General features: G+C 71.5%; 17 protein-coding genes and 3 pseudogenes. 14 read left to right on the top strand and 6 right to left on the bottom strand.

What is annotated here, in order from left to right; genetic code table 11:
• Positions 1 to 115: 115 nt before the first annotated feature.
• The gene (locus tag OP04_RS44180) at positions 116 to 2,620 is read left to right on the top strand and encodes a hypothetical protein (protein WP_157241165.1); all 2,505 of its coding nucleotides are present in this window, start codon (positions 116 to 118) and stop codon (positions 2,618 to 2,620) included.
• A complete protein-coding gene (locus tag OP04_RS50810) occupies positions 2,620 to 3,009 on the top strand; it encodes a MerR family DNA-binding protein (protein ID WP_051799994.1) in 390 nt (129 codons plus the stop codon). The genes OP04_RS44180 and OP04_RS50810 overlap by 1 nt, the downstream gene beginning before the upstream one ends.
• Here OP04_RS50810 and OP04_RS55110 read toward each other — a convergent pair.
• On the bottom strand, positions 3,006 to 3,248 hold the full coding sequence (locus tag OP04_RS55110; protein WP_232323980.1) for a hypothetical protein: 243 nt from the start codon (positions 3,246 to 3,248) through the stop codon (positions 3,006 to 3,008). The two genes, OP04_RS50810 and OP04_RS55110, sit on opposite strands and share 4 nt — an antisense overlap.
• A 10-nt stretch (positions 3,249 to 3,258) precedes the next feature.
• Positions 3,259 to 4,395: an NAD(P)/FAD-dependent oxidoreductase gene (locus OP04_RS48855; RefSeq protein WP_198154213.1), complete on the bottom strand. Its 1,137-nt coding sequence runs from the start codon at positions 4,393 to 4,395 to the stop codon at positions 3,259 to 3,261.
• 217 nt (positions 4,396 to 4,612) lie between these two features.
• Between OP04_RS48855 and OP04_RS44160 the strand changes: the two genes are divergently transcribed.
• From OP04_RS44160 to OP04_RS44130, 7 genes are read left to right on the top strand one after another with little or no spacing between them, the layout of a single operon-like run.
• On the top strand, positions 4,613 to 4,954 hold the full coding sequence (locus OP04_RS44160) for an ArsR/SmtB family transcription factor (protein ID WP_033346026.1): 342 nt from the start codon (positions 4,613 to 4,615) through the stop codon (positions 4,952 to 4,954).
• Positions 4,955 to 4,963: 9 nt separating this feature from the next.
• On the top strand, positions 4,964 to 6,028 hold the full coding sequence (gene arsB, locus OP04_RS44155) for an ACR3 family arsenite efflux transporter (protein ID WP_033346025.1): 1,065 nt from the start codon (positions 4,964 to 4,966) through the stop codon (positions 6,026 to 6,028).
• Positions 6,025 to 6,687 (top strand): arsenate reductase ArsC, encoded by a 663-nt coding sequence (locus OP04_RS56210; RefSeq protein ID WP_033346024.1) that lies wholly within the window; start codon positions 6,025 to 6,027, stop codon positions 6,685 to 6,687. The genes arsB and OP04_RS56210 overlap by 4 nt, the downstream gene beginning before the upstream one ends.
• Positions 6,684 to 7,085, top strand: a complete 402-nt coding sequence (locus tag OP04_RS44145; RefSeq protein ID WP_033346023.1) for an arsenate reductase ArsC — start codon at positions 6,684 to 6,686, stop codon at positions 7,083 to 7,085. Before OP04_RS56210 ends, OP04_RS44145 begins: the two co-directional genes overlap by 4 nt.
• A 52-nt stretch (positions 7,086 to 7,137) precedes the next feature.
• Positions 7,138 to 7,464, top strand: coding sequence for an ArsR/SmtB family transcription factor (locus tag OP04_RS44140; protein ID WP_033346022.1), 327 nt, complete (start codon positions 7,138 to 7,140; stop codon positions 7,462 to 7,464).
• Positions 7,464 to 7,952 (top strand): GNAT family N-acetyltransferase, encoded by a 489-nt coding sequence (locus OP04_RS44135; protein WP_051799993.1) that lies wholly within the window; start codon positions 7,464 to 7,466, stop codon positions 7,950 to 7,952. The genes OP04_RS44140 and OP04_RS44135 overlap by 1 nt, the downstream gene beginning before the upstream one ends.
• 40 nt (positions 7,953 to 7,992) lie before the next feature.
• Positions 7,993 to 9,411, top strand: coding sequence for an NAD(P)-binding domain-containing protein (locus OP04_RS44130; protein WP_051799992.1), 1,419 nt, complete (start codon positions 7,993 to 7,995; stop codon positions 9,409 to 9,411).
• A 34-nt stretch (positions 9,412 to 9,445) separates the two neighbouring features.
• Here OP04_RS44130 and OP04_RS56205 read toward each other — a convergent pair whose 3' ends face one another.
• Together OP04_RS56205 and OP04_RS56200 are read right to left on the bottom strand one after the other, a co-directional pair.
• Entirely contained in the window at positions 9,446 to 9,763 is a 318-nt protein-coding gene (locus OP04_RS56205; protein WP_232323978.1) for an ArsR/SmtB family transcription factor, read from the bottom strand.
• 57 nt (positions 9,764 to 9,820) lie between these two features.
• A pseudogene (locus OP04_RS56200) lies at positions 9,821 to 10,156 on the bottom strand (ArsR/SmtB family transcription factor); the annotation flags it as partial.
• Positions 10,157 to 10,345: 189 nt separating this feature from the next.
• Between OP04_RS56200 and OP04_RS44120 the strand changes: the two are divergent.
• The 3 genes and pseudogenes from OP04_RS44120 to OP04_RS44110 form a co-directional block, all read left to right on the top strand.
• Positions 10,346 to 11,554 (top strand): annotated as a pseudogene (locus OP04_RS44120) (FAD-dependent oxidoreductase); the annotation flags it as partial.
• A 278-nt stretch (positions 11,555 to 11,832) separates the two neighbouring features.
• Positions 11,833 to 13,521: an MFS transporter gene (locus OP04_RS44115; RefSeq protein WP_232323975.1), complete on the top strand. Its 1,689-nt coding sequence runs from the start codon at positions 11,833 to 11,835 to the stop codon at positions 13,519 to 13,521.
• Complete coding sequence (locus tag OP04_RS44110; protein WP_033346021.1) at positions 13,518 to 13,976, top strand: MerR family transcriptional regulator; 459 nt, start codon at positions 13,518 to 13,520, stop codon at positions 13,974 to 13,976. The genes OP04_RS44115 and OP04_RS44110 overlap by 4 nt, the downstream gene beginning before the upstream one ends.
• A gap of 18 nt (positions 13,977 to 13,994) precedes the next feature.
• On the opposite strand, the gene OP04_RS56920 is transcribed toward OP04_RS44110, so the two are convergent.
• On the bottom strand, positions 13,995 to 14,642 hold the full coding sequence (locus OP04_RS56920; protein ID WP_408606857.1) for an ArsR/SmtB family transcription factor: 648 nt from the start codon (positions 14,640 to 14,642) through the stop codon (positions 13,995 to 13,997).
• A gap of 537 nt (positions 14,643 to 15,179) precedes the next feature.
• Positions 15,180 to 16,418, bottom strand: a pseudogene (locus tag OP04_RS44100) (FAD-dependent oxidoreductase); the annotation flags it as partial.
• Positions 16,419 to 16,796: 378 nt separating this feature from the next.
• On the opposite strand from OP04_RS44100, the gene OP04_RS44095 reads away from it, so the two are divergent.
• Positions 16,797 to 23,867: a type I polyketide synthase gene (locus OP04_RS44095; protein ID WP_033346040.1), complete on the top strand. Its 7,071-nt coding sequence runs from the start codon at positions 16,797 to 16,799 to the stop codon at positions 23,865 to 23,867.
• A gap of 14 nt (positions 23,868 to 23,881) precedes the next feature.
• A complete protein-coding gene (locus OP04_RS44090) occupies positions 23,882 to 24,970 on the top strand; it encodes a ketoacyl-ACP synthase III family protein (RefSeq protein WP_051799989.1) in 1,089 nt (362 codons plus the stop codon).
• Positions 24,971 to 24,972: the final 2 nt, after the last annotated feature.

Below are 24,972 nucleotides of genomic sequence, written 5' to 3'. Positions count from 1 at the left end.
ATAATCGCTTGGCCCGACCACGCCCGACGATGTGTAAGTGTCGCAGTGACGACTACAAGACGGCGCTCCGCGTGAAAGGGCAGACGGTGTCGTGGGGTCGCGTATGGTGCTCGGGATGTCCGACTCTTTGCCGTTTGCTGTTCAGATCGGGCTTGCCGCCCCTCGCGTCGCGGTCGTCTTCAACGGCGGTCAGAACTGGCACTACTGGGCACGACTGGCGATTCACGCTGCCTCGCGAATCTGGGGAGGGCGTGGCTTCTTACTGGTTCCTCATGTCGACGGCGTAGTGGATCCGCTTCTGCTCGCTGCGGCGCGGACCTACGACCCAGACTACGTAGTGCTCCTGGAGACCACGTTCGGGCAATGGGAGAAAGCCGCTCCGAATACCCAGCCGATCCGGATTGGCGGGCGGACGCGGGAAGGCGAGGAACGTGCCCGCATGATGAGGCAGGTGGCGGATCAGTGCGTGCAGGATGCTGCGGGAGCTGCAGCTCGTCAGACGGTCGCGGCGGCGTGTTCCCCGTATCGCCGCCGGCTCGATGACGGACGGGTGCGAGAACGACTGACGACGCTTGGCGTGCACAAGGTACGAAGTCCGTTGACGGCGCTGGCCTCGGTCCCGGCCGCTGCGGGTAGCCCGTACCTGTCGGCTCCGCGGGACTGGGATGGGGCGCTGGGCGTGATCGCGGCGGCACAGTGCGGGCTCTTCGAGGAGCCGGAAGTGGGCTCGAGCCCGGACCTCAGCGACGCGGACCGCTGGCAACTGCTGCACTGGCTGCTGACCAAGGGCGCGGCTTCCACCAGGCCGCCGACAGACGCCTTGCTGGGACAGTTCCTTATGCCGTTCCGCGGGGGCGACGATCCTCATCGAGCTGGCATGGCCTTCCAGCGCACCACGCTCGGTCTGGGTCAGGCGGGGTTCGGCTACCGGGACCAGGACCATCTCGCGTTCGTGATCGGCGACACCGCAGCCGACTTCGCGGCCGCCCATGCCCGCGACCTTCTCTACGGTGACGGCATCTGGCTTCCTTCTGAGTTGTCGCCGTGCGGCACCGATGAGAACGTCCAGCGCATGCGCATCATGCTCGACACCACCGTCGTAGCGTCCATAGTCCTGCGCCGCGGTCGCGTCACCGTGTCAACAGTGTCCGCGGCTCCCGTCGCCGTCGAAGAGACGGTTCAGGCACTGCGCGACCCCGACATGGGGTGCAACGGATCCGCCGTCAGGGAGCAGGAGGACCTTCACGCCGAGGCGGTTAGAAGCGGCGATCTGGCCTACCCTCGCAGCGGCGCGCTGAGCTGGGCCGTCGAGGACGACCTTGATCATCCAGCGGCTGTCCCGGCGAGCCGTGACGAAGACGGCACGACGACCATGCTGTCGCCGACGCCAGTACCTGACGTCAGTGCCGGCCTGCTGCGCGAGTCTGTCGAGTTGACCTGGCAGGTCGAAGTGCGTCCGGAGGGCACCGGTACACCGCCCGGACGTGGGCTCGCCGGCACCTATCTGCTCGCGCCGGGCGAGAATGAACTACTGACCTGGGTGCGTAGCGGCCGGAACGGCATCCGGTTCGAGTCGCACCGCTACGACCGCATCACCGCCGGAACACCGCGGCTGTCGCGTCTGGCCCGACCCCGACTACGCGAATTGTCGGTCATCGAGTGGGCACGCTGCCTGACCGCCCAACAGGGCACAACGATCCGGCTGTCAGGCGCCGGTCGTCGCGCCGAAGTCCTGAGCCGGCTCGTCGGCGGCCGGGCGCCGCTCGCCGCGCTCTTTGCCGGACCCATGCTGCCCGTGCTCCGCGGCTATCTCAGCAAGACCGGTAAGACGTCGGTCCGCTACCCCAAGAAGCAGGGCGTCGTCCTGCACTCCGGCGGGACCAACGACACGGGCTACGAAGGATATCTGACCTTCGAGGGCATGCAGGACTTCAGCACCCGCCAAGACGAGACAGCGCTCCGAGAAGACATCGACGATCTCTGCACGACTGGTCTGCTGCGCCGCGGCATAATCGTCAACTGCCGGATCTGCTCCAGGGTCAGCTTCATCGCGCTCGACGATGCGGGACAAACGTTTGCTTGCCCGCGCTGCCGGGCCACCAACCCGCTGACGAGTGAACGCTGGCGCGAGCCCGCCAGCGGACCAGGCTGGTATTTCGACCTGCACCCGGTGGCACGCGATCTGCTGCGCGACAACGGGGAGGTTCCCCTGCAACTCGCTCATTACCTGCGCAGCACAGCCCGTTCCTACACCGACGCCTCCGAATTCGAGCTGTGCGGACCCGATGGCGATCCCATCGCAGAACTCGATCTGCCTGCCTACGTCGACGGGCAGGTGATCACCGGCGAAGCGAAGTGCAGCACCACCCTCGGCAAGCGCCTGAGCGTCGAGGTGCGCAAGAAGATCGTGCTCGCCGACGCGCTCCAGGCGGATCAGATCCTGTTCGCCAGCACTGACACGTGGGAGTCCGCCAGCCTGAAGGCCATCGGTGAGCACGTCACGCGGCATCAATGGACCAGCGGCAAGACCCCTGAAATCCGCATCATCACCGAACTCGGCCAGCCTGCCTGTCAGGACCGGCGGTTGAACCCACGCAATGGCCGGCTCTTGAACAGATAGTGGGTCCGCGCGAGCGCGGGCTGCTGGCCCGCGACGGCCCGATCGCACAGCGGGCATCGCCTCTGCCCGCTGCGCTGCTGACTGCGATCAAGGCAGCACAGCGGCTCGGATTCACGCTCGACGAGGTCGCCGCGCTGACCGGCATCGGACGGCGCCGACATGCCGCTGCCGGCCTGCGGCAACGCGCGCCTGACAAGATCGCTGAGGTGGACGCACGGATCGCGGACCTGACCGCGATCCGCGGCACGCTGGCCGATGTCGTCGATGCCCGCTGTGACAAGCCTCATCGACTGCACCGGCGCGGTCGGCCTGGAACAGCGCCGGAGGGTGACCCCCGAGTGCACGGTTCCGAGGTAACGGGCAGCTCCACCGACGGGCTCAGCGGCTAGACAAACATCGTGGTCGCGCCCAGGATCTCCCAGCGCTGGGCGGCCAGTTGGACCGCGTCCCACGGGCTGCCCAGCGGCGGTGTGTACGACAGGTCCATCTCCGCCACCTCCGCCACACGCGCACCGTGGTGTAGCGCCGCCGCGAAGATGTCCACCCGGGTGGCCACCGCCGCGTCCCGATGGCCGACGAGCTGGGCGCCAAGCAGGCGTCCGCTGTCGGGATCGCCGGTGACGGCGATTGCGATCGGCTTAGCGCCCGGGTAGTACGCCTTGTGGTCGTCCGCATGCGTGAAGACGGTCCGTGAGCTGAGCGACCGCGCTATCGCATCCCCGGTCGCGCAGACCCGTTCGGGCCGCTACCAGGTCGAAAACCTTGACGACTTGGGTGCCGACCGCGCCCGCAAACCGCGTGTCGCCACCTGCCGCGTTCTCCCCCGCGATGTGGCCCTGCTTGTGCGCGGTGCTGCCCAGCGGCAGGTACACGTTGTCGTCGAGCAGCCGGTGGTACGTGTGCGCGCAGTCCCCCGCCGCGAACACGTGCGGCACGCTCGTGCGCATGTGCCGGTCGACCGCGATCGCACCGGCCTGGCCGAGCCCCGCGCCGGCGGTCCGGGCGAGCACGGTGTCCGGCCGGACCCCGACGACCACGAGCACCAGCTCCGCCGCGAGCGTGACCGGCAACGCGTCCGGGCCGCGCGCGGCGATCCGCAGTCCGTCGCGGGTGGTGGTGAGGCCGGTGACGGTGGTGCCGGTGCGTACCTGGACGCCGTGGCGGATCAGCTCGTCCTCGACGAGCCGGGCGAGCTCGATGTCCAGGGTGCCGAGCACCTGCGCCAGCTGCTCGACGACGGTGACCTCCAGTCCGCGCAGGGTCAGCGCCTCGGCCATCTCCAGGCCGATGTACCCGGCGCCGATGATCAGCGCGGTCGACGGGCCGCGGGCCAGCGACTCGGTGAGCGCGAAGGTGTCACCCATGGTGTGCAGCAGGTGGACGTTATCGGCGGGACCCAACCGGTCGAGGCCCTTGATCGGCGGCCGTACCGGTGTGGCACCGGTGCCGAACACGAGGTTGTCGTAGGGCAGGCGCTGTTCGCGTCCGTCGGCCGCGGTCACGATGACGAGCCGAGAGTCCGGGTCGATGCGCCGTGCGCGGGTGTCGAGCAGGAGTTGCAGGCCTGCGGTCTGCAGTTCGTCGCGGGTGCGGTGGGCCAGCGATCGCCAGTCCGGGACCTCACCGGACACGTGGTAGGGAATGCCGCAGATCGAGAAGTTCGGGTACGCGTCCGCCACCACGAGCAGCGGTTCCACGCTCGGGTCCGTCTGCCGGGCGCGCAGCCCGGCGCTGATGCCCGCATCACTGCCTCCGACGATCACCAACCGGCTCATCGCTGCACCGCCTCATAAGCAGAAACTGATGTGGATGTAGGTTAGAGCGTGGCGGGCGCCCGCGGCGTACCCCCGAGGCGGTGATGCTCTTGATTTGGGTGAACGTTCGGCAAACTGATGCATGAGCAGCACTGAGATGCTGAGACGATGCACGCGAGCGAGGCCGAGGAGGCTGCGACTTGACGACCGGCAACCAGATAAGCGATGGTTTACGTAAATGACAGTTGATACAGATGCCGACGAGGTCGCGGTCCTCAAGGCGATAGCCGACCCGCTGCGGTTCAAGATCCTGCTGGCGCTCGCCCGCGAGCAACTGTGCGTGTGCCACCTGGTCGAGGACCTGCGGCAGACCCAGCCGCTGATCAGCCACCACCTGCGCATCCTGCGCAAAGCCGGCCTGGTCGAGACCGAGCGGCACCGCTACTGGACCTATTACCGGCTGCGCCCGGTCGCGTTGCACGCCATCGGCGCGCAGCTCACCGCGATGGCCGTCTCCGCCCCCACCGGCGGTGAGGGCCGACGCCCCTGCGCGCCGGACGCGCCCGCCGACCTCGAGTAAGGAACGCACATGAGCACCACCACGGCCGAGACGCCACGCCTGTCGACGCTCGACCGGTTCCTGCCGCTGTGGATCGGCCTGGCGATGGCCGCCGGCCTGCTGCTCGGCCGCACCGTTCCCGGGCTCGACGACGCGCTCGATGCGATCGAGCTCGGCGGGATCTCGGTCCCGATCGCGCTCGGCCTGCTGATCATGATGTATCCGGTGCTGGCGAAAGTCCGCTACGACCGGCTCGGCACCGTCACCGGCGACCGGAAACTGCTGATCAGCTCCCTGGTCATCAACTGGCTGATCGGCCCGGCCGTCATGTTCGGCCTGGCCTGGCTGTTCCTGCCGGACCAGCCCGAGTACCGCACCGGCCTGATCATCGTCGGCCTGGCCCGCTGCATCGCCATGGTGATCATCTGGAACGACCTCGCCTGCGGCGACCGCGAAGCGGCGGCCGTGCTGGTCGCGCTCAACTCCGTGTTCCAGGTCGTCGCGTTCGGGCTGCTCGGCTGGTTCTATCTCGGCGTCCTGCCCGGCTGGCTCGGCCTGGAACAGGCCGCGCTGGACGTCTCCGCCTGGGACATCGCGGCCAGCGTGCTGGTCTTCCTCGGCATCCCGCTCGCGGCCGGCTACCTCACCCGCCGCATCGGCGAGAAGATCAAGGGCCGGCGATGGTACGAGGAGCGCCTGCTCCCCCGAATCGGGCCGTGGGCGCTCTACGGCCTGTTGTTCACGATCGTGCTGCTCTTCGCGCTGCAGGGTGACACCATCACCAGCCGTCCGTGGGACGTCGCCCGGATCGCGCTGCCGCTGCTCGCCTACTTCGCGCTCATGTGGGCCGGCTCGTTCGCGCTCGGCCGCGGCATCGGCCTGAACTACGAGCGCACCACCACGCTGGCGTTCACCGCCGCCGGCAACAACTTCGAGCTGGCCATCGCGGTCGCGATCGGCGTCTTCGGCGTCACCAGCGGCCAGGCCCTGGCCGGCGTCGTCGGCCCGCTCATCGAAGTCCCCGTCCTCGTCGCGCTGGTCTACGTCTCGCTCTGGGCCCGCGACCGCTTCTTCCGCACCGAGGTGACAGCATGACCAGTCCGCAGCAGCACCAACGCCCAGACCTGCTCGACACCGACGCCGTCCTCGAGCGCGTCGCCGCCCGGCTCGCCGACAAGTTCGCCGGCACGTTCAACACCGAAACCGTCCAGCGGTACGTGTTCGAGTCCTACGTCGCGCTCTACCGCACCGCCAGCGTCCGGCACCACCTGACCGCGCTGGCCGAGAACTTCGCGGCCGACCGGCTCATCGCGCTCGCTCAGGCGCGCGGCGAACTCGCCAAGCCGGTCCCGGAGGTGCTGTTCCTCTGCGTGGCCAACACCGGCCGGTCCCAGATGGCCGCCGCGCTGCTCGCGCACCGTGCCGCCGGGCGTGTGCACGTCCGCTCGGCCGGCTCATTGCCCGGCCATGATGTGGAGCCGCCCGCGGTCGAGGCGATGCGGGAGGTCGGCATCGATATCGCGGAGGCCTACCCCAAGCCGCTGACCGACGACGTCCTGCGTGCCGCCGACGTCATCATCACCATGGGCTGCGGTGACGCCTGCCCGGTGCTTCCCGGCAAGCGCTACCTCGACTGGCCGATCGCCGACCCCGCGGGAGCGACGCTGTCCGCCGTTCGCGCGATCCGCGACGACATCGACGCCCGCGTGCAACTCCTGATCACCGAACTCACCACCGAAGGAACAACCCGATGAGCACCAAGCCCAGCGTCCTGTTCGTCTGCGTGCACAACGCCGGCCGGTCCCAGATGGCGGCCGGCTGGCTGCGGCACCTCGCCGGGGACGCGGTCGAGGTCCGGTCGGCCGGGTCCGAGCCCGCCGACGCGATCAACCCGGCCGCGGTCGAGGCGATGCGCGAGGTCGGCATCGACATCACCGGCGGCACACCGAAGAAGCTCGAGTGGGAGACCGCGGAGAGCTCCGACGTCATCGTGACCATGGGCTGTGGCGACACCTGCCCGGTGTTTCCCGGCAAGCGGTACGAGGACTGGAAGCTCGACGACCCGGCCGGGCAAGGTGTCGAGGCGGTCCGGCCGATCCGCGACGAGATCCGTACCCGCGTGGAGAAGCTTCTGGCCGAGATCACCGGCTGACTAGGCTAGACTTTCATCGTCAATCGGCGATAAACGATGAAAGTGGTGGACGGTGACGGACCTGCTCGACCGGACGATCGCGGACGAATACGCCTCCTGGTTCCGCGCGCTCGCGGACGGCACCCGGGTGCAGATCGTCGAGCTGCTGGCCCGGCAGGCACGGCCGATGAGCGTCGGCGAGATCGTCGCGGCGGTCGGGCTGGCGCAGTCGACGGTCTCCCAGCACCTGAAGATCCTCGCCGACGTGCGGTTCGTGCTGATCGAGGCGGTCGGCACCGCACGGCACTACCGGATCAACGACAACTGCATCGCGTGCTTCCCGTCCGCCGCCGACGTGGTCATGGGCCGGCCCGCACCCGGCGCGAAAACGACCTGCTGATGCGCATCCGGGCCATGACCAGCGGCGGCGCGCCGGCCGTGCTGGCGATCTACCAGGCCGGGCTCGACGGCGGCCACGCCAGCTTCGAGACCGTCGTGCCGGACTGGGCCACGTTCGACGCCGGCAAGCTCGCCGCGCACCGGCTGGTCGCGGCCGACGGTGACGGGACCGTGCTCGGCTGGGTCGCGGTCTCGCGCTCGTCCGCCCGCGCGGCCTACGCGGGCGTGGTCGGGCACTCCGTCTACGTCGCCACGGCCGCACAGGGCCGCGGCGTCGGACGGGCGCTGCTCGACGCACTGATCGCCTCGACCGAGGCGGCCGGGATCTGGACCATCGAGTCCGGCGTCTTCCCGGAGAACACGGCCAGCCTCGCGCTGCACGCCGCCGCCGGATTCCGCACGGTCGGGGTGCGAGAGCGTGTCGGACGCCATCACGGGCGCTGGCGCGACGTCGTCCTGATCGAGCGCCGCAGCACCGTCGTGAACTGACTTCGTACCCCATCTGATCTTTGAATGTGAGGAGTCTGCCGTGGATATCCACCCGCAGGATCTGCCCGTCGTCGTGATCGGCGCCGGGCCCGTCGGCCTCGCCGCCGCCGCGCACCTGCACGAACGCGAGCTGCCGTTCACCGTGCTCGAAGCCGGCGACGGACCGGCCGCGGCCGTGCGCGAGTGGGCGCACGTGCGGCTGTTCTCGCCGTGGCGCTACAACATCGACTCCGCCGCCCGGCGACTGCTCGCCGCCTCCGGCTGGACCGAGCCCGACCAGGAGACGCTGCCGACCGGCGGGCAGCTCGCGGACGACTACCTGCGGCCGCTCGCCGCGCTGCCCGCCATCGCGCCGCACGTGCGCTACGACACCCGCGTGGTCGCGGTGACCCGGCTCGGCATGGACCGGGTCCGCACCGACGGCCGCGAAGCCGCGCCGTTCCTGATCCGGCTCGCCACCGGCGAGGACCTGCACGCCAGCGCGGTCGTCGACGCCACCGGCACCTGGGGTCTGCCGAACTGGCTGGGCGCCTCCGGCATCCCCGCCCACGGCGAGCGGGAGGCGGCCTCGTTCGTGTCGCACGCGCTGCCGGACGTGCTCGGCACCGACCGGGACCGATTCGCGGGCCGCCGCACGCTCGTCGTCGGCGCGGGGCACTCCGCGGCGAACACGCTGCTGAAACTGGCCGACCTCGCCGGCCAGACGCCAGGCACGACCGCGCTGTGGGCGATCCGGTCCGCGAGCCCGGCCCGCACCTACGGCGGCGAGGACGCCGACGCGCTGCCGGCCCGCGGCGCGCTCGGCAGCCGGCTGCGTGAGCACGTCGAGTCCGGCGCGATCACATTGGTCACCGGCTTCTCCGTGCGGTCGGTCACCGCCGCCGGCGACGAGGTGCAGGTCTCCGACGGCGACCGGACGCTCACCGTGGACCGGATCGTCAGCGCCACCGGCTTCCGGCCCGACCACGACATCGTCTCCGAGCTGCGCCTCGACCTGGACCCGATCATGGGTTCCACCCGCGCGCTGGCGCCGCTGATCGACCCGAACGAGCACTCCTGCGGCACCGTCCCGCCGCACGGCGTGGAGGAGCTGACCCACCCGGAGGCCAACTACTACGCCATCGGCGTGAAGAGCTACGGCCGGGCGCCGACGTTCCTGCTGGCCACCGGATACGAGCAGGCGCGCTCGGTGGTCGCCGGGCTCGCGGGCGACTGGGACGCCGCGCACGACGTTCAGCTCGATCTGCCCGAGACTGGCGTCTGCAACAGCAACCCGATCCTCGGCGACGACACGATCTCGTCCGGTGGCGGCTGCTGCGGCGCGCCCGCCGCCGAGCCAGTCTCGGCCGGCAAGGGACTGGCGAACGGCCTCAGCGGAGGACTGCTCGCCGCTCCGCTCCAGCTGGTCACGATCGGCGGTAAGCCCAGCACGGACGAGCAGGCCGGCGGCTGCTGCTAGCCGCATGAAGCGGTGGCCATGTCTCACCGCGTCGTTACGAAGTCCTGACGACCTCGTCGTTGGCGCGAGCCTGCGCGGCGAGGTCGGCCAGGTGCAGCGCGGCGCCCTGCAGCGCGCCGGGTACCAGCCGGTGGTGGGTGAACCGGCCGCGGGACTCGCTGGTCACCACACCCGCCTCGCGCAGGAGCTTGAGGTGGCCGGAGACGTTGGGCTGCTTGGCGCCGGTGTCCGCCACCAGGTGCGAGGTGGTGGCCGGGCCGCCCGCGAGGGTGCGGACGATCTGTGCCCGGAGCGGATCGCCCAGCAGACGCACCACATCAGGATTGCTTGATATCACTGGAACCTGATTCATCGGCTGCGCCGGCACGCCGGACTCGCCAGGGGAGCCGGGAGGACCGGCCTGACCGGTGGCGATCAGGGCGCCGAGCAGGTTCAGGTTCTCCCGCTGCGCACGGTAGTAGACCCAGGTGCCGCGCTTCTCGCCGTCCACCAGACCGGCCTCGCGGAGCACGCGCAGGTGGTGCGAGATGGTGGGCGGGGTGACGTCGAACGCGTCGGTGAGGTCGCACACGCAGACCTCGTCCGCGGCCGCGATCAGGGACAGCAGCCGCAGCCGGATCGGGTCGCCGAGCGCCTTGAACACCGCCGCAAACTGGCCCGCGACCTGCGGCGCCAGCGGCTGTTCCGAGATGGGCGGGCAGCACGCCTGTGCCACGGACGTGTTCAGCACCGGGAGGACCGACATGCGTATAGCTTGACACCAGTCTAATAGCCGTGCAAGGTGAGGACATCGATTCGATACTGGTCGAGATAGTGATGCCGGGCCGGTGATGCACTCCCAGCCCAGCTTGACAACATCGGGAGAGTTCAGATGGGTAATGACACGGCCGCCTCCTGTTGCGGCGACAGCAAAAACACATCATCACAGAATGATGTGAAGAGCCCTGTGGTCGTGATCGGTGGCGGGCCCGTCGGGCTTGCCGCCGCCGCGCAGTTGCATGAGCGTGGCCTGCCCTTCGTGCTGCTGGAGGCCGGCGCCTCGGCCGGCGCATCCGTCGCCGAGTGGGGACACGTGCGGATCTTCTCGCCATGGCGTTACAACATCGACAAGGCCGCCCACCGCCTGCTCGACGCCGCCGGATGGGCCGAGCCGAACCCGGAGGCACTGCCCACCGGCGCCGAACTCGTCGACCTCTACCTGCAACCACTGGCGAAGCTCCCGGCCCTGTCCGGCAGCATCCGCTACCACGCCGAGGTCGTGGCGATCGGCCGCGCCGGCGTGGACCGGGTCACCACCGCCGGCCGCGAGTCCGCCCCGTTCGTGGTGCGGCTCGCCACCGGCGAGGACGTCCTCACGTCCGCGGTGATCGACGCCTCCGGCACCTGGCGCACGCCGAACGTGATCGGCGCGATCGGCCTGCCCGCGCACGGCGAGCGCGACGCCGCCGCGTTCGTCGAGTCCGCGCTGCCGGACGTGCTCGGCGCCGCCCGCGACCGCTACGCCGGCCGGCACACCGTCGTGGTCGGCTCCGGGCACTCCGCCGCCAACACGCTGCTCGCGCTCGCGGAGCTGGCCGAGCAGGAGCCCGGCACCCGCATCACCTGGGCGACCCGCGGCGGCAGCATCGACCGCGCGGTCGGCGGCGGCGACGCCGATGCCCTGCCCGGCCGCGGCGCGCTCGGCACCGGAATGAAGCTGCTCGCGGACTCCGGCCGCGTCGCGCTGCTCACCGGCTTCGCCGTGCACGCCGTGACCCACGACGGCACCAGCGTCACGCTCACCGCCGCCGACGGGCGCACCATCACCGCGGACCGGATCATCGGCGCCACCGGCTTCCGCCCGGACCACACCATCGCGGACGAGCTGCGCCTGGACCTCGACCCCGCGCTCGGCTGCACCCGCGCGCTCGCGCCGCTGATCGACCCGAACGAGCACTCCTGCGGCACCGTACGCCCGCACGGCGTCGACGAACTCGCCCAGCCCGAGCCCGGCTACTACGCGGTCGGCATGAAGAGCTACGGCCGCGCGCCCACGTTCCTGATGGCCACCGGATACGAGCAGGTCCGCTCGATCGCCGCCGCACTGGCCGGCGACTGGACGGCCGCCCGCGACGTGCAGCTGGACCTGCCGGAGACCGGCGTGTGCTCGTCCACGCTCGGCGCGAAGGCGATGCTCGACGACGCCGCCGCCCGCTACGGCCTCGCTCCGGAGGTGCCCGGACAGCTCGTCAGCGCCGCACTGCGGCACCTTCCGGCCGCCGGGAGCGTCACCGCGGCCACCCATGCGGCCGCCGCGGAACTCGGCATCGATCCGCAGGTGGCGCTGCAACTCGCCGCCCTGGCCGGAGAAGAGTTCGACCTGCCGCGCGCCGATCTCGGCCTGGTGACCGTCCCGGCCGCCTCGGGTGGCGGTTGCTGCGCGTGAGCACCAGCTCCGGCCCGGTCCCCGCCGCACCTGCCGGCGGGGACCGGCGCCACCGGAAGAACAAGGCGATGATCGCCGTGCTCGCGATCACCCAGACCATCGGCTACGGCACGCTCTACTACGCCTTCGCCGTCTTCCTCGGCCCGCTCGCCGCCGACCTGCACACCTCCGCCACGGTCGTCACCGGCGCGTTCACCGCCAGCGTGCTGACCAGCGCGGCGCTGGCCATCCCGGTCGGCCGCCGGCTCGACCGGCACGGCGGCCGCGCGCTGATGACCGGCGGTTCGCTGCTGGGCGTCGTCCTACTCGTCGCGTTCAGCGGGGTGCAGGAGGTGTGGCAGCTCTACGCCGTGCAGATCGGCATCGGCGTCGCCAGCGCGGCCAGCCTCTACGAGGCCGCATTCGCCGTCATCATCGCCGGCGTCTCCGCCGCACGACGCAGCGCCGCCCTGCTCGCGGTAACCGTGGTGGCGGGCTTCGCCAGCACGGTGTTCCTGCCGCTGGCCGGCTGGCTGACGGCCGCGCACGGCTGGCGTACCGCGCTGCTCGTCCTGGCCGCCGTCCAGGCGATCACCGTGCCGCTGCACGCGCTCGCCACTCCGCGCCGCGCACCCCGCACAGACAAAGCCGCCGGGGGTACGGGTGAGCCGCGCCCCTCGTCGAGGCCGGTCGTCCGCGCCGCCCTCGCCGACCGGGACTTCTGGCTGCTGGCCCTCGGATTCACCGCGCACACCGCCGCCGTCAGCACGTTCACCGTCCACGTGGTCGCCGCCCTGGTCGGCTGGGGACACCGGCCGGACTTCGCGGCCGCGGTCGCCGGCCTGATCGGCGTGCTCTCCGTCGCCGGGCGGCTCATCACCACCGGCCTACAGCGCCGCTACCGCACCGCGAGCGTCACGGCGGCCGTCTTCGCCGTCCAGGCCGCGGCCGCGCTCACGCTACCGGTTGTCGGCGCTCTGACCGCTGGTGCCGCCGGTGCCGTGATCGGTTTCGGCCTCGGCTTCGGCGTAGCCACGATCGCCAAACCGGTCCTGCTCGCCGAGCGCTACGACACCACCCGCTACGCCACGCTGGCCGGCATCATCGTGGTGCCCGCCACCCTGGCGAAGGCCGTCGCTCCACTGGCCGCCGCCGCGCTCTACGCGGCCACCGGCGGCTACACCGCGGTCTTCACCGCGGTCGCCGTGTGCTGCGCCGTCGCCGCCACCGCGATAGCCGCTCTCCGGCGGGGAGCACCTCAGGCCGCATCGGACGCCGCTCTGACGGACGGTCGTGTCGGCGCACGGCGGTGGCCCGTTCTGGAGCTGGGGCTTGCATCCGATACCCAGGTACAGACTTACCGTCGAGTCATGACCACCACCGAAGGACAGGCATGGGTACCCGACGCCTGCACCCTGCCAACCGCCGAACAGCCGCTGCGGCAGGCGGAGTTCGACGACCTGTTCGCCACCGCGCTGCGCGGCCAGCAGCGGCTGTCCCCCACGACGCTGCGCTGGGTCATCGATCCGGCGGCGGAAAGCACGGCCCGGGACCTGACCGACCGGGAAAGCAGCTGCTGCGCGTTCTTCACCTTCACCTTCCGGCAGGATGGCGCCGGACTTCGGCTGGACGTGGAGGTCCCTGCCGCGCACGTCGCGGTCCTCGACGCCCTCGCCTCGCGCGCCGCGCCCTGGACCAGATCATGACCGGCCTGCGCAGCGGTCAGGTCGCCGGCGCGGCCGGGGTCAACCTGCAGACGCTGCGCTACTACGAGCGTCGCGGACTGCTGGCCGCACCGGCACGCAGCCTCGGCGGCCACCGGCTCTATCCGCCCGAAGCGGTCACCGTGCTGAAGGTGATCAAAGCGACCCAGCGGCTCGCCTTCACGCTCGACGAGGTCGCCGACCTGCTCGCCACCGGCGGCCACCGGCACGGTGGTCAGGAGTCCGGACTCCAGGAACGCGCCCGCGCCAAACTCGCCGAGGTGGAGGCGAAGATCGCCGACCTACAGGTGATCGCCTCCACCCTGCGGGAGACGGTCGCCGCGGGATGCGACGACCTGGTCACCTGCGCCGGCGAGCCGTGCTGCCCGATCCCGTTCGCCACCATCGCCGCGCCTTCGCCCGCCCCTGAGGACCCGGCTTATCGCGCCCGCCCGTGACGGCGAGTCGGCCTGGCGTCAGCAGCAGTTGCGGACGTTGTCCGCGTTGGTGCGGGCCTCGGCGGCGAGGTCGACGAGGTGCATGGCGGCGCTCTGCAGTGCACCGGGCACGAGCCGGTAGTACGTGAAGCGGCCGCGGGGCTCGGTCACCACGGCGCCGGCCTCGCGGAGGAGCTTGAGGTGGCCGGAGACGTTGGGCTGTTTCGCGCCGGTGTCGGTGACCAGTTGTGAGGTGGTCGCGGGGCCTGCGGCGAGGATGCGCACGATCCGTGACCGTAGTGGGTCGGCCATCAGGCGGATCAAATCAGGATTTGCTGATATCAGCGGTTCCTGATTCTCAGAAGCAGCGGGTGTCGTCGGCGCGGTGCCGCACGAGGAGGCGGATCCACCTTCGGCCGGCGCCGGCTCGCTGCCCAGCACGTTGCCGAGAACCGTGAGGGCGCCGGTGCGTGCGCGGTAGTACGCCCAGGTGCCGCGGCGCTCGACCTCGACCATGCCGCTCTCCCGCAGCACCCGCAGGTGATGGGAGATCGTTGCGCCGGTGAGCTCGAAGGCGTCGGTGAGGTCGCAGACGCAGACCTCGGGCGCGGAGGCGATCAACGACAGCAGCCGCAGCCGGACGGGGTCGCCGAGCGCCTTGAACAACGGGGCGAGCTCATTGGCCATCCACGGCTCGAGCGGTTGCACGGCCAGCGGCGGGCAGCATCCCGGTGCCGCTGCGGTCCGTGCTGCGGGAACGACCGACATTCCCTTAGCTTGACATCGATCTAATGGGGACGCAATACATGCCTGATCATCAACGCAAATCGGTCAACGGATCAGTCGGCAGTGATGTCCGGGCCGATTTTCGTCATGATGACCTGATCATGGCTTGTCTATGTGCCGGCCGGCTCGCCAGGACGAGCCGGCCGGCATCGGTCAGTTGCAGCAGGCCGAGTTGCCCGCGGCCGGAACCACCACCAGCTGCGGGTCCGGGCCGAGGTTGACCACCGGCGCCACGTCGAACTGCTCGGCGGCGAACGCCGCCAGCTGCAGCGCCGAGGTCTCGGAGACGCCGAGTTCGCGGGCCGCGGTCAGCACCGCCGCGCCGGCGCTCGGGCTGCTGGGCAGGTACTTCGCGGTCAGCGTCAGCAGCCGCTCGTGCTCGGCGTGGGTGAGGCCGAGGCGCTGGGCGATCGCCTCGGAGCCGGCCGTGGCCGAGCAGACGCCGGTGTCGGGCAGCTCCAGCTGCACGTCACGGGCTGCCACCCAGTCGCCGGCCATGCCCGCGACGATCGAGCGGACCTGCTCGTGCCCGGTCGCCATCAGGAACGTGGGCGCGCGGCCGTAGCTCTTCATGCCGACCGCGAAGTAGCCGGGCTCGGGGTGCGCCAGCTCGTCGATGCCGTGCGGACGGACCGTGCCACAGGAGTGCTGGTTCGGGTCGATCAGCGGGGCGACCGGCTTCGGCGCGGACATGATCGGGTCCAGCTCCAGCCGCAGCTCGTCGGCGAAGCGGTAGTCGGGACGGAACCCGGTGGCGCCGACGATCCGGTCGGCGACGATCGTGTGCTCGGTGCCGTCCGGCCCGCGGGAGGTCAGCTCGACGCCGCCCTCCTGCGGGGAGCCGGCCAGCGCGTGGACCCGGACGGTGCGGAAGTCCGCCGCCAGCTGCACGCGGCCGGTGTCGACCAGCATCTTCAGGCCGCTGCCGAGCGCGCCACGGGCCGGAAGCTCGTCAGCACCGCCACCGCCGAACGACCCGCCGGGTGAGGAGGACCGGATCGCCCAGGTGATGCGGGTGTCCGGGGCGAGGTCGGCCAGCTCGGCCAGCGCGAGCAGCGTGTTGGCCGCGGAGTGCCCGGCGCCGACCACGATGGTGTGTTTGCCGGCGTACTGCTCGCGGTCGGCCTTGAGCACGTCGGGCAGGGCGTGGTTGATCCACGCGGCGGCCTCGGCCTCGCCCGGCGCGGGGAGGCCGTTGCCGCCCAGCACGTTGGGGTTGGTCCAGGTGCCGGACGCGTCGATGATCGCCTGGCCCAGCACCTCGTCGCCGTTGTCCAGGCGCACCACGAACGGCGTCCGGTCCCGGCCCTCGCTGCGCACCCGATCGATGCCGAGCCGGCTGATCGCGGTGACCCGGCAGCCGAAGCGCAGGTTCGCCTTGATCGCGGGCAGCTCGGACAGCGGGCGCAGGTAGCGCTCCACCAGGTCGGAGCCGGTGGGCAGCAGGTCCGGGTCGGGCTCGGTCCAGCCGGCCGCGGTGAGCAGGCGGCGGGCCGCGCTGTCGGTGTTGTAGCGCCACGGGCTGAACAACTGGACGTGACCCCAGGCCTGCACGGAGGCGGCGACCTGCGGGCCGGCCTCCAGGACGGTGAACGCCATCCCGCGTTCGGCCAGCTGAGCGGCGGCGGCCAGGCCTACCGGCCCGGCGCCGATGACGATGGTCGGTAGCCCTGCCATGGCTGGTGAATCGGTCACGCTGCTTCCCCTTTCGGACGGTCGGCGCGCGGCGGACTGCCGCGGCGAGGTCTGCACACGGTGCGGTGGAACGACGTCGTCCCAGGCCAGTCGCGTACTTGTCAGTAGGCCGACGTATCAGAACTTCGCCGAAACTCGACTCTCGCCAACCACCAGCGAGAACGCTCCCAGGAGCACGTCAGAGCGCGAGCGCAAGGTTGACGAAGGTCCACATAGGCACCATGATTTCGAGCGTACCTCAATGGCTGTCGAATTATCTCGGTGGGACACGACAGTTACCCATCGTCATATTCGTGATCGCACGCGCTACGCCGAACGGTGACCACCGGCGACGGTCACCACGCGGGGGAGGAGCCGTTCATGTCGGCTGCACAGAATCGGGAAGACACATCCGCGTCCGGGCGGGAGCTTCCACCGATCGCGATCATCGGGATGGCCTGCCGCCTCCCGTCCGCGCCGGACGTCGAGTCGTTCTGGCGGCTGCTGCACGACGGCGTCGACGCGATCACCGAGGTCCCGGCGTCGCGCTACGACGCCGACGCGGTCTACGACCCGGCGCCGCGCACCCCCGGGCGCACCGTCAGCCGCTGGGGCGGGTTCATCGACGACATCGACGCGTTCGACGCCGAGCTGTTCGGCGTCTCCCCGCGTGAGGCGGTCCGGATGGACCCGCAGCAGCGGATCCTGCTGGAGACCGCCTGGCACGCGCTCGAGGACGCCGGCCAGGCCGCCGACCGGCTCGCCGGCTCGGACACCGGCGTGTTCGTCGGCCAGCTCGGCGCCGACTACTGGACCCTCCAGCTGCAAGAACATGACTTCGGCCTGTACGGGCTGACCGGTGCCGCCTCGCGAGCCGTCATGTCCGGCCGGCTGTCCTACGCCTTCGACCTGCGCGGCCCCAGCTTCACGATGGACACCGCCTGCTCGTCGTCGCTGGTCGCGGTGCACACGGCCGTGCAGAGCCTGCGCGCCGGGGAGTGCTCGCTGGCCATCGCCGGCGCGGTCAACCTGGTCCTGCTGCCGGAGGAGGGCGTGGCCTACTCCGGCGCGGGCATGCTCGCCAAGGACGGGCGCTGCAAGTTCGGCGACGCCTCCGGGGACGGCTTCGTCCGCAGCGACGGCGTCGGCGCGGTCATCCTCAAGCCGCTCGACCGGGCGCTCGCCGACGGCGACCGGATCCGCGCGGTCATCCGCGGTTCCGCGATCGGCAACGACGGGCAGAGCAGCGGCTACCTCGTCACGCCGGGCGTCGACGGGCAGCGTGCCGTCGTCGAGGCCGCCTACCGCAGGTCCGGGATCGCGCCGTCGGACGTGGACTACGTGGAGGCGCACGGCACCGGCACCTCGGTCGGCGACCCGGTGGAGCTGGAGGCGCTGTCCTCCGTGCTCTGCGCGGACCGGCCCGCGGACCGCCCGCTGCTGGTCGGCTCCGCCAAGACGAACATCGGCCACACCGAGGCCGCCGCCGGCATGGCCGGTCTCATCAAAGCTGTCCTCTGCCTGGAGCACGGCCACGTACCCCCGAATCTGCACTTCAACGACCCGAATCCGGCGGTCGACTGGGCGGCGCTGCCGCTGCGCATCCCGACCGAGGGCATCGCGCTGCCCGACCGAGGTCGGCCCGCGATCGCGGCGGTCAGCAGCTTCGGCTTCTCCGGGACCAACGGCCACCTCGTGCTCACCGCGGCCGAGCCCATTGAGCCGGACGAGACCGAGCAGTCCGACGGCCGCGCCGAACTGCTCGTGCTCTCCGCGCGCTCCCCCGAGGCCCTCACCGCGTTGGCCGGCGCCTACGCCACGCACCTGACCGGCGAAACCGGACGCGCGCAGCCGCTGCACGCCGTCGCGCACACCGCGGCGACCCGGCGCGCCCACCTCGAGGCCCGGCTGGCCGTCACCGGCAGCACGCACGACCAGCTCGCCGAGGCGCTGCGCGACCATGTCAGCGGCGACATCTCACCGGCGCTGACCAGCACCGACTACGCGCCGCAGCAGCGGCCCCGGGTGGCGTTCGTCTTCCCCGGCCAGGGCTCGCAGTGGCTCGGGATGGGGCGCGAGCTGCTGGACGGCGAGCCCGCGTTCGCCGAGGCGCTACGCGCGTGCGACCGGGTGATCCAGGACGAGAACGGCTGGTCGGTGATCGACCTGCTCCGGGGCGACGACGACGCGCCGTTCGAGAAGGTCGACGTCGTCCAGCCGGTGCTGTGGGCGATGGAGATCGCGCTGGCCGCGCTGTGGCGCTCCTGGGGCGTCGAGCCGGACGTGGTGATCGGGCACAGCATGGGCGAGTCCGCGGCCGCCTACGTCGCCGGGGCGCTGAGCCTCCAGGACGCGGGCGCGGTCATCTGCCGCCGCAGCCGCCTCGCCGCACGCATGGCCGGCCGGGGCGCGATGGCCTGGGTGGAGCTGTCCGCGGAGGAGGCGGCCGAGGCCGTCGCCGGGCACGAGGACCGGGTCGCGGTCGCGGCCGCCAACAGCCCCACCTCGACGCTGCTGTCCGGCGACACCGACGTGCTGCAGCAGATCCTCCAGACGCTCGACGCGCGTGACGTGGCGAACCGGCTGGTCCGGGTGAACTTCGCCTCGCACTGCCCGCAGATGGACGCGCTGCGCGACGACCTGCTCGCCGAGCTGGCGCACCTCATGCCGCGCGCCGGGGACATCCCGATCCACTCCACGCTGTTCAACCGGGTCATCGACGGCTCCCAGCTCGACGCGCCGTACTGGGCGCGCAACATCCGCGAGCCGGTCGACTTCGTCGGCGCGGTCCGCGCGCAGCTCGACACCGGCGACACCGTGTTCGTCGAGATCAGCCCGCACCCGCTGCTGGTCAGCGGCATCGGCGAGACCGCCCGGCACCGCGGCGGCGACACCACCGCGGCCGGCTCGCTGCGGCGCGGTGAACCCGAGCGCGCGATGATGCTGACCGCGCTCGGCCGGCTGCACCAGGCCGGGGTGCCGGTCGACTGGGACGCGGTCACCGGCGGCGGGCAGGTCGTGGACCTGCCGCGGTACGCCTTCCAGCGCAGCTCCTTCTGGCTGCCGGAACGACCCGTCACCGCGCCGCCGCACCCGCTGCTCGGCCGCGCGGAGCAGCGGCCGGACGGGAGCCGCGTCTGGCAGCACGAGCTCGACCTGACCGTCAACGCCTACCTGCTCGACCACCGGGTGCAGGACACGGTCATCATGCCCGGCACCGCCTACGTCGAGATGATCACCGCGGCGCTGCGGGACCTGCACGGCGACCGGCCGGTCAGCGTCACCGGGATCCACTACGCCCAGGCCATGTTCATCGACCCGGCCCGGCCGCTCACGATCGCGGTCACGGCCGTGCCCGAGGGCGACGGCTGGCGGTTCACGGTGCACACGCGGCGCGACGGCGAGGACTGGACCGAGCATGCGGGCGCGCACGGCCGTACCCTCGGCGCCTCTGATCGGTCCTTGTCCGTCGACGACCTGCGCCGCAGGAGCGTGACCACGCAGAGCGGGGCCGACTTCTACCCCTGGAACGCGGCGCGCGGCAACCAGTGGCTGGGCGCCTTCCAGGGCATCGACGTCATCCACCGGGGTGAGGGTGAGGCGCTCGCGGAGATCCGGCACCCCGCGCCCGGCGACGGGCATCACTTCCACCCCGCGGTCCTCGATGCAGGCGGGCAGGCGCTGGTCGGCGCGCGCCCGGACGTGGCGCCCGGCGCGGAACACGTGTTCGTGCTCGGAGGCATCGACGAGGTGCGCATCTACGCCTCGCCGGGCGGGAAGGTCTTCAGCCACGCGACGCTGATCCCGTGTGAGCGTACGGACTCCTTCGCCGGCGACATCACGATCATGGACGAGAGCGGCACGGTCATCGCCGAGATGCGTGGCCTGCGCCTGCAGTACCTCGCCGGGACCGCGCCGGACTCGCCGCACCCGGCGCTCACCGACCGGGACGATTGGCTGCACGAGGTGGTGTGGCCGGCCAGAGCGCTGACCGGCCGGCCGCGCCGAGGGCGATGGCTGGTGCTGACCGACAGCGGGCCCACCGGCCGTGCCGTCGCCGCGGGGCTGGAGGAGACCGGCAACGAGGTCGTCGTGGCCACGGCCGCCGCGAGGCTCGACGTCACCGCGACCGAACGGCTCCGCCTCGACCCCGCCGATCCGGGGCACTTCGCCACGGTGCTGGCCGAGGTCACCGCCGGCGGGCCGCTCGACGGCGTGGTGCACCTGTGGGCGCTCGACGCCACCGAGGCGGCCGACGCCAGCGCCGGAGAGATCCGCCGCGCGGAGGTGCACGCCGTGACCAGCGCGGTGCTGCTGGCGCAGGCGCTCGACAACCTGCCGGCGGAGATCACACCCGAGCTGTGGCTGATCACCAAGAGAGCCCAGCACCCGGTCGGCGCGCCTCTTCAGGCGCCGCTGTGGGGCATCGGCCGGACGCTCGCTGCGGAGCAGCCGCGCACCGTCACCCGGCTGGTCGACCTCGACGGGACCACGGCGAGCCTGCGCGCGCTGGTGGACGAGATCGGCGCACCGGACGACGAGAACCAGATCGCCCTACGCGACGGCCGCCGCCACGTCGCCCGGCTCGTGCACCGCCAGGACCGGCAGGCCGACGGGCGTCCGTCCCGCGTGACGATCGAGACGCCGGGCGTGCTCGGCGATCTGACGGTCGCACCGGCCACGGTGCGGCAGCCGGGCGACGGCGAGGTGGTCATCCGGGTCAGCCACGCCGGGCTCAACTACCGCGACGTGCTGAGCGCGCTCGGCATGTACCCCGGCCAGGACCTCGACGCCCCGGCGAAGATGGGCTGGGAGTGCGCGGGCGTCATCGCGCAGGTCGGCCCCGGCGTGCACGACGTCCACGTCGGCGACGAGGTGATCGCGATCGCGGAAGGCGCGCTGGCCAGCCACGTCGTCGCGAAGGCGAGCCTGACCGCGCCGAAGCCGACGCGGCTCACCGCGGCGGAGGCGGCCACGCTGCCGGTCGCGTATCTCACGGCCTACTACGCGCTGCACATGCTCGGCCGGATCGGGGCCGGGGACCGGATCCTCATCCACTCCGCCACCGGCGGGACCGGCATGGCCGCGCTCAACATCGCGCAATGGAAGGGCGCGCAGGTCTACGCCACGGCCGGCAACGAGCAGAAACGCACACTGCTCCAACACCTGGGGGTACGGCAGGTCGCCGACTCCCGCTCGCTGGAGTTCGCCGACCGGTTCCGGGAGGCCACCGGCGGGGCCGGCTTCGACCTCGTGCTGAACACCCTGGCCGGGGACGCGGTGCGCGCCAACCTGGACCTGATGGCGCCCTACGGGCACTACCTGGAGCTGAGTAAACGCGACATCGCGGAGAACACCCCGATCGGGTCGGCCGTGTTCGCCCGCAACCTGTCGCTGCACGCGATCGACGTGGTCCACATGGTCAGGGAACGGCCGGAGTACGCGGGCCGGATCCTGCGGGAGGTGGCGGGGCTCGCGCAGGACGGGTTGCTGCGGCCGCTGCCGTACGAGGAGTTCCCGGCCGCGAAGGCCAGCGATGCGTTCGGTCTGATGGCCCGTTCCGGGCACATCGGCAAGATCGTCCTCGACTTCACCGCGCCGGTCACGGCGCAGCAGTTCTCCGCCACGGAGCAGCTGGAGGTCCACCCGCACGCCACCTACCTGATCACCGGCGGGCTCGGCGGTATCGGCGGCGAGATCGCGTCCTGGCTCGCTGACCGGGGTGCCCGGCATCTGTTGCTGCTCGGTCGCACACCGCATGCCGGTCTCGGTCCGGATGTGACGGCGCGGCTGGACGCGCTGCGTGCGGGTGGGGTGCGGGCGGACTATGCCGCGATCGATGTCACTGACCGGGCCGCGCTGCGTGGGCTGCTCGACGGGCGGGACCGGGACGGTCTTCCCGTAGTGCGCGGGCTGTTCCATGCCGCCGGTGTCATCGGCTACCAGCCGCTGTCGGACGTGTCCGGCGCGGACGTGAGCCGGGGTGTCGAGGCGAAGATCGCGGGCGGCTGGGCGCTGCACGAGGTGCTGTCCGGCCGGCACCTGGACATGTTCGTGCTGTTCTCGTCCGGGTCCGCGGTGCTGGGCTCGCCGATGCTGGGCGTGTACGCGGCGGGCAACGCGTTCCTGGACGCGCTGGCCGCGTACCGGCGAGCGAAGGGTCTGCCGGCGACCACGGTCAACTGGGGGTACTGGAACCAGGTCGGCATGGTCGCCCGTAAGCAGGAGGAGGAGCAGCGGTCGCTGGTCCCGAGGGGCATGTCGTCGTTCAGTCCGCAGGACGGGCTCGCGGCGCTGGAACACGTGCTGGTGTGCGGGATCGACGAGGTCGTGGTGCTGCCGGCGGACTGGCGGCAGTGGGGCGCGGCGTATCCGCAGGCCGCGGCCGCACCGCTGGTCAGGGATCTCGTCACGGGGGCTCGGCGGCCACGGCCGGTCGGCGAAGCCGACTCCGGATTCGTCTCGCCGCGACCAGCGGACCGCTCCGCGGCACCGAATGTGCTACGGCCTGCGCCCGCACCGGCTGCACCGCGGTCGGCGCCCCTGATGCCCGCATCACGATCCGCGTCCACCCTGGCTGTGCCGGAAACGTCGCCAGCACCGGCCGTGTCCCGGCCGGCCTCTGCACCACAGACGGTCGCAAGCGTCGCGCCGCCCGTGACAGTCTCGCGGGCGCCGGCCGTAACAGCGCCGCCGGCCGGGGCAGCGCCCACGCCGGGTGTCGTCGCCCCGGTGGCCGCGGCCGACCCCTCTGCGCAATCAGCGACCGCACCGGCAGCACCCGTCGCCGACCGGTCCGCGCTGCGCGACCGTCTGACCGCCCAGGCCGCGCAGGTACTCGGGCAGCGCCCGGAGAAGATCGCGACCGGGCGGCCGCTGAAGCAGATGGGCATGGACTCACTGATGGCGGTGGAGTTCCGCAATCGCGTGCAGCGGGAGTTCGGCTGGCGGCTTCCGGTCGTCGACATCCTCAACGGCATCACCCTCGACCAGATCGCGGACGCGGTCGCCGCTGCGCCATTCGACGACGGCGCCCTCGCCCGTCCGGCGGATCCGGCGCCGTCACCCGCGCCGGTAGCTCCGCTGCCCGCCGTTCCCGCACCCGCGCCGGTAGCACTTGCACCCCCGCCCGCAGTAGCTGCCCGCACGGTCCCGGCCGGCCCACCGTCGGTCCGCCCGACGCCTCCGGTAGCGGTACCGGTCGTGTCCGCGACGGACGGCGACCTGATGCCACGGCTGCTGGCCCAGGCGGCGCAGGTGCTCGGTCAGCGCCCGGAGAAGATCGCGACAGGCAGGCCGCTGAAGCAGATGGGCATGGACTCGCTGATGGCGGTGGAACTGCGCAATCGCGTGCAGCGGGAGTTCGGCTGGCGGCTTCCGGTCGTCGACATCCTCAACGGCATCACCCTCGACCAGATCGCCGCGGCCATCCGCGCCGGCGCACCGGCCTGAAAGGAGCCACCCGGATGAAGACCCACGGCATCCGCATCGCCGGGCTCGGCGTCTACCTGCCGCCGGTGTTCGACGCGCAGCGCGCCGTCGAGCTCGGCCTCTACGACCAGAACGAATACGAGTGGTACGGGTGGACCAGCGCGGCCGTCGCCGGTGACACCCCGGCCCCGGACATGGCCGTGCACGCCGCCCGACAGGCGATGGACCGGGCCGGGATCGACCCGGCCGACCTGGCCCTGCACCTGCACGCCTCCGGGCACCCGCAGGGGCCCGAGGGCTGGTCGCCGCAGCACTACGTCCTGCGGCACGTCACCGACCGCGACATCCCGTCGTTCGGCACGTTCCAGGCCTGCGCCGGGCTGATCGGCTCGCTGGAACTCGCCGCCAGCTACCTCAACGCGGTACCGGAACGTGGCGCGGCGCTGATCACCGGCGCGGACAACGTCGGCACACCCAGCATGAACCGCTGGGCGTTCGGCATCCAGAACGGCGTGCTCGGCGACGGGGGCAGCGCGGTCGTGCTGTCCCGGCACTCCGGGTTCGCCAGCCTGCTGTCGATCAACAGCGGTTCCACCGCCGAGGTCGAGGAGCAGTACCGGGGCGCGGAGCCGCTGTTCCCGCCTTCGGTGACGGTGGGGCGCCGGATGGACTTCAAGGAGCGGTTCGCGTCCGTCGGCGGCGTCGAGCAGACCGTGGTCAACGTGGTGCGGCGGCAGGGTGAGCTGCGCACCGAGCTGGCGCTGCGGTCGATGGCCGAGGCCGACGTGACGCCCGCGGACATCATCCGGGTCGCGCACGTCTTCACCGGCCAGGAGACCTATCTGAAGGTCATCATCGACCCGATGGGGCTGTCCACCGATCGTGGCCTGCTCGACTTCGGCCGGCAGCTCGGCCACCTCACCGTCAACGACCAGGTGATGGGCCTCAACCACCTGGTCGAGACGAAGCAGGTCGGGCCCGGCGACCACGTGCTGATCGTCGCGCACGGCGGCGGCACCGCGATCTCCTGTGCGGTCGTGCGCATCGACTCCGCCCCTGACTGGGACGTCACCCCCGTGCTCCGCCATCCGGCCGAGTGGAACGCGAACTCATTCGAGGACTGAAT

The sequence above is a fragment of the Catenuloplanes japonicus genome (assembly GCF_000717135.1).
GTDB lineage: Bacteria > Actinomycetota > Actinomycetes > Mycobacteriales > Micromonosporaceae > Catenuloplanes > Catenuloplanes japonicus.
This window is presented reverse-complemented; position numbering and strand designations above follow the sequence as displayed.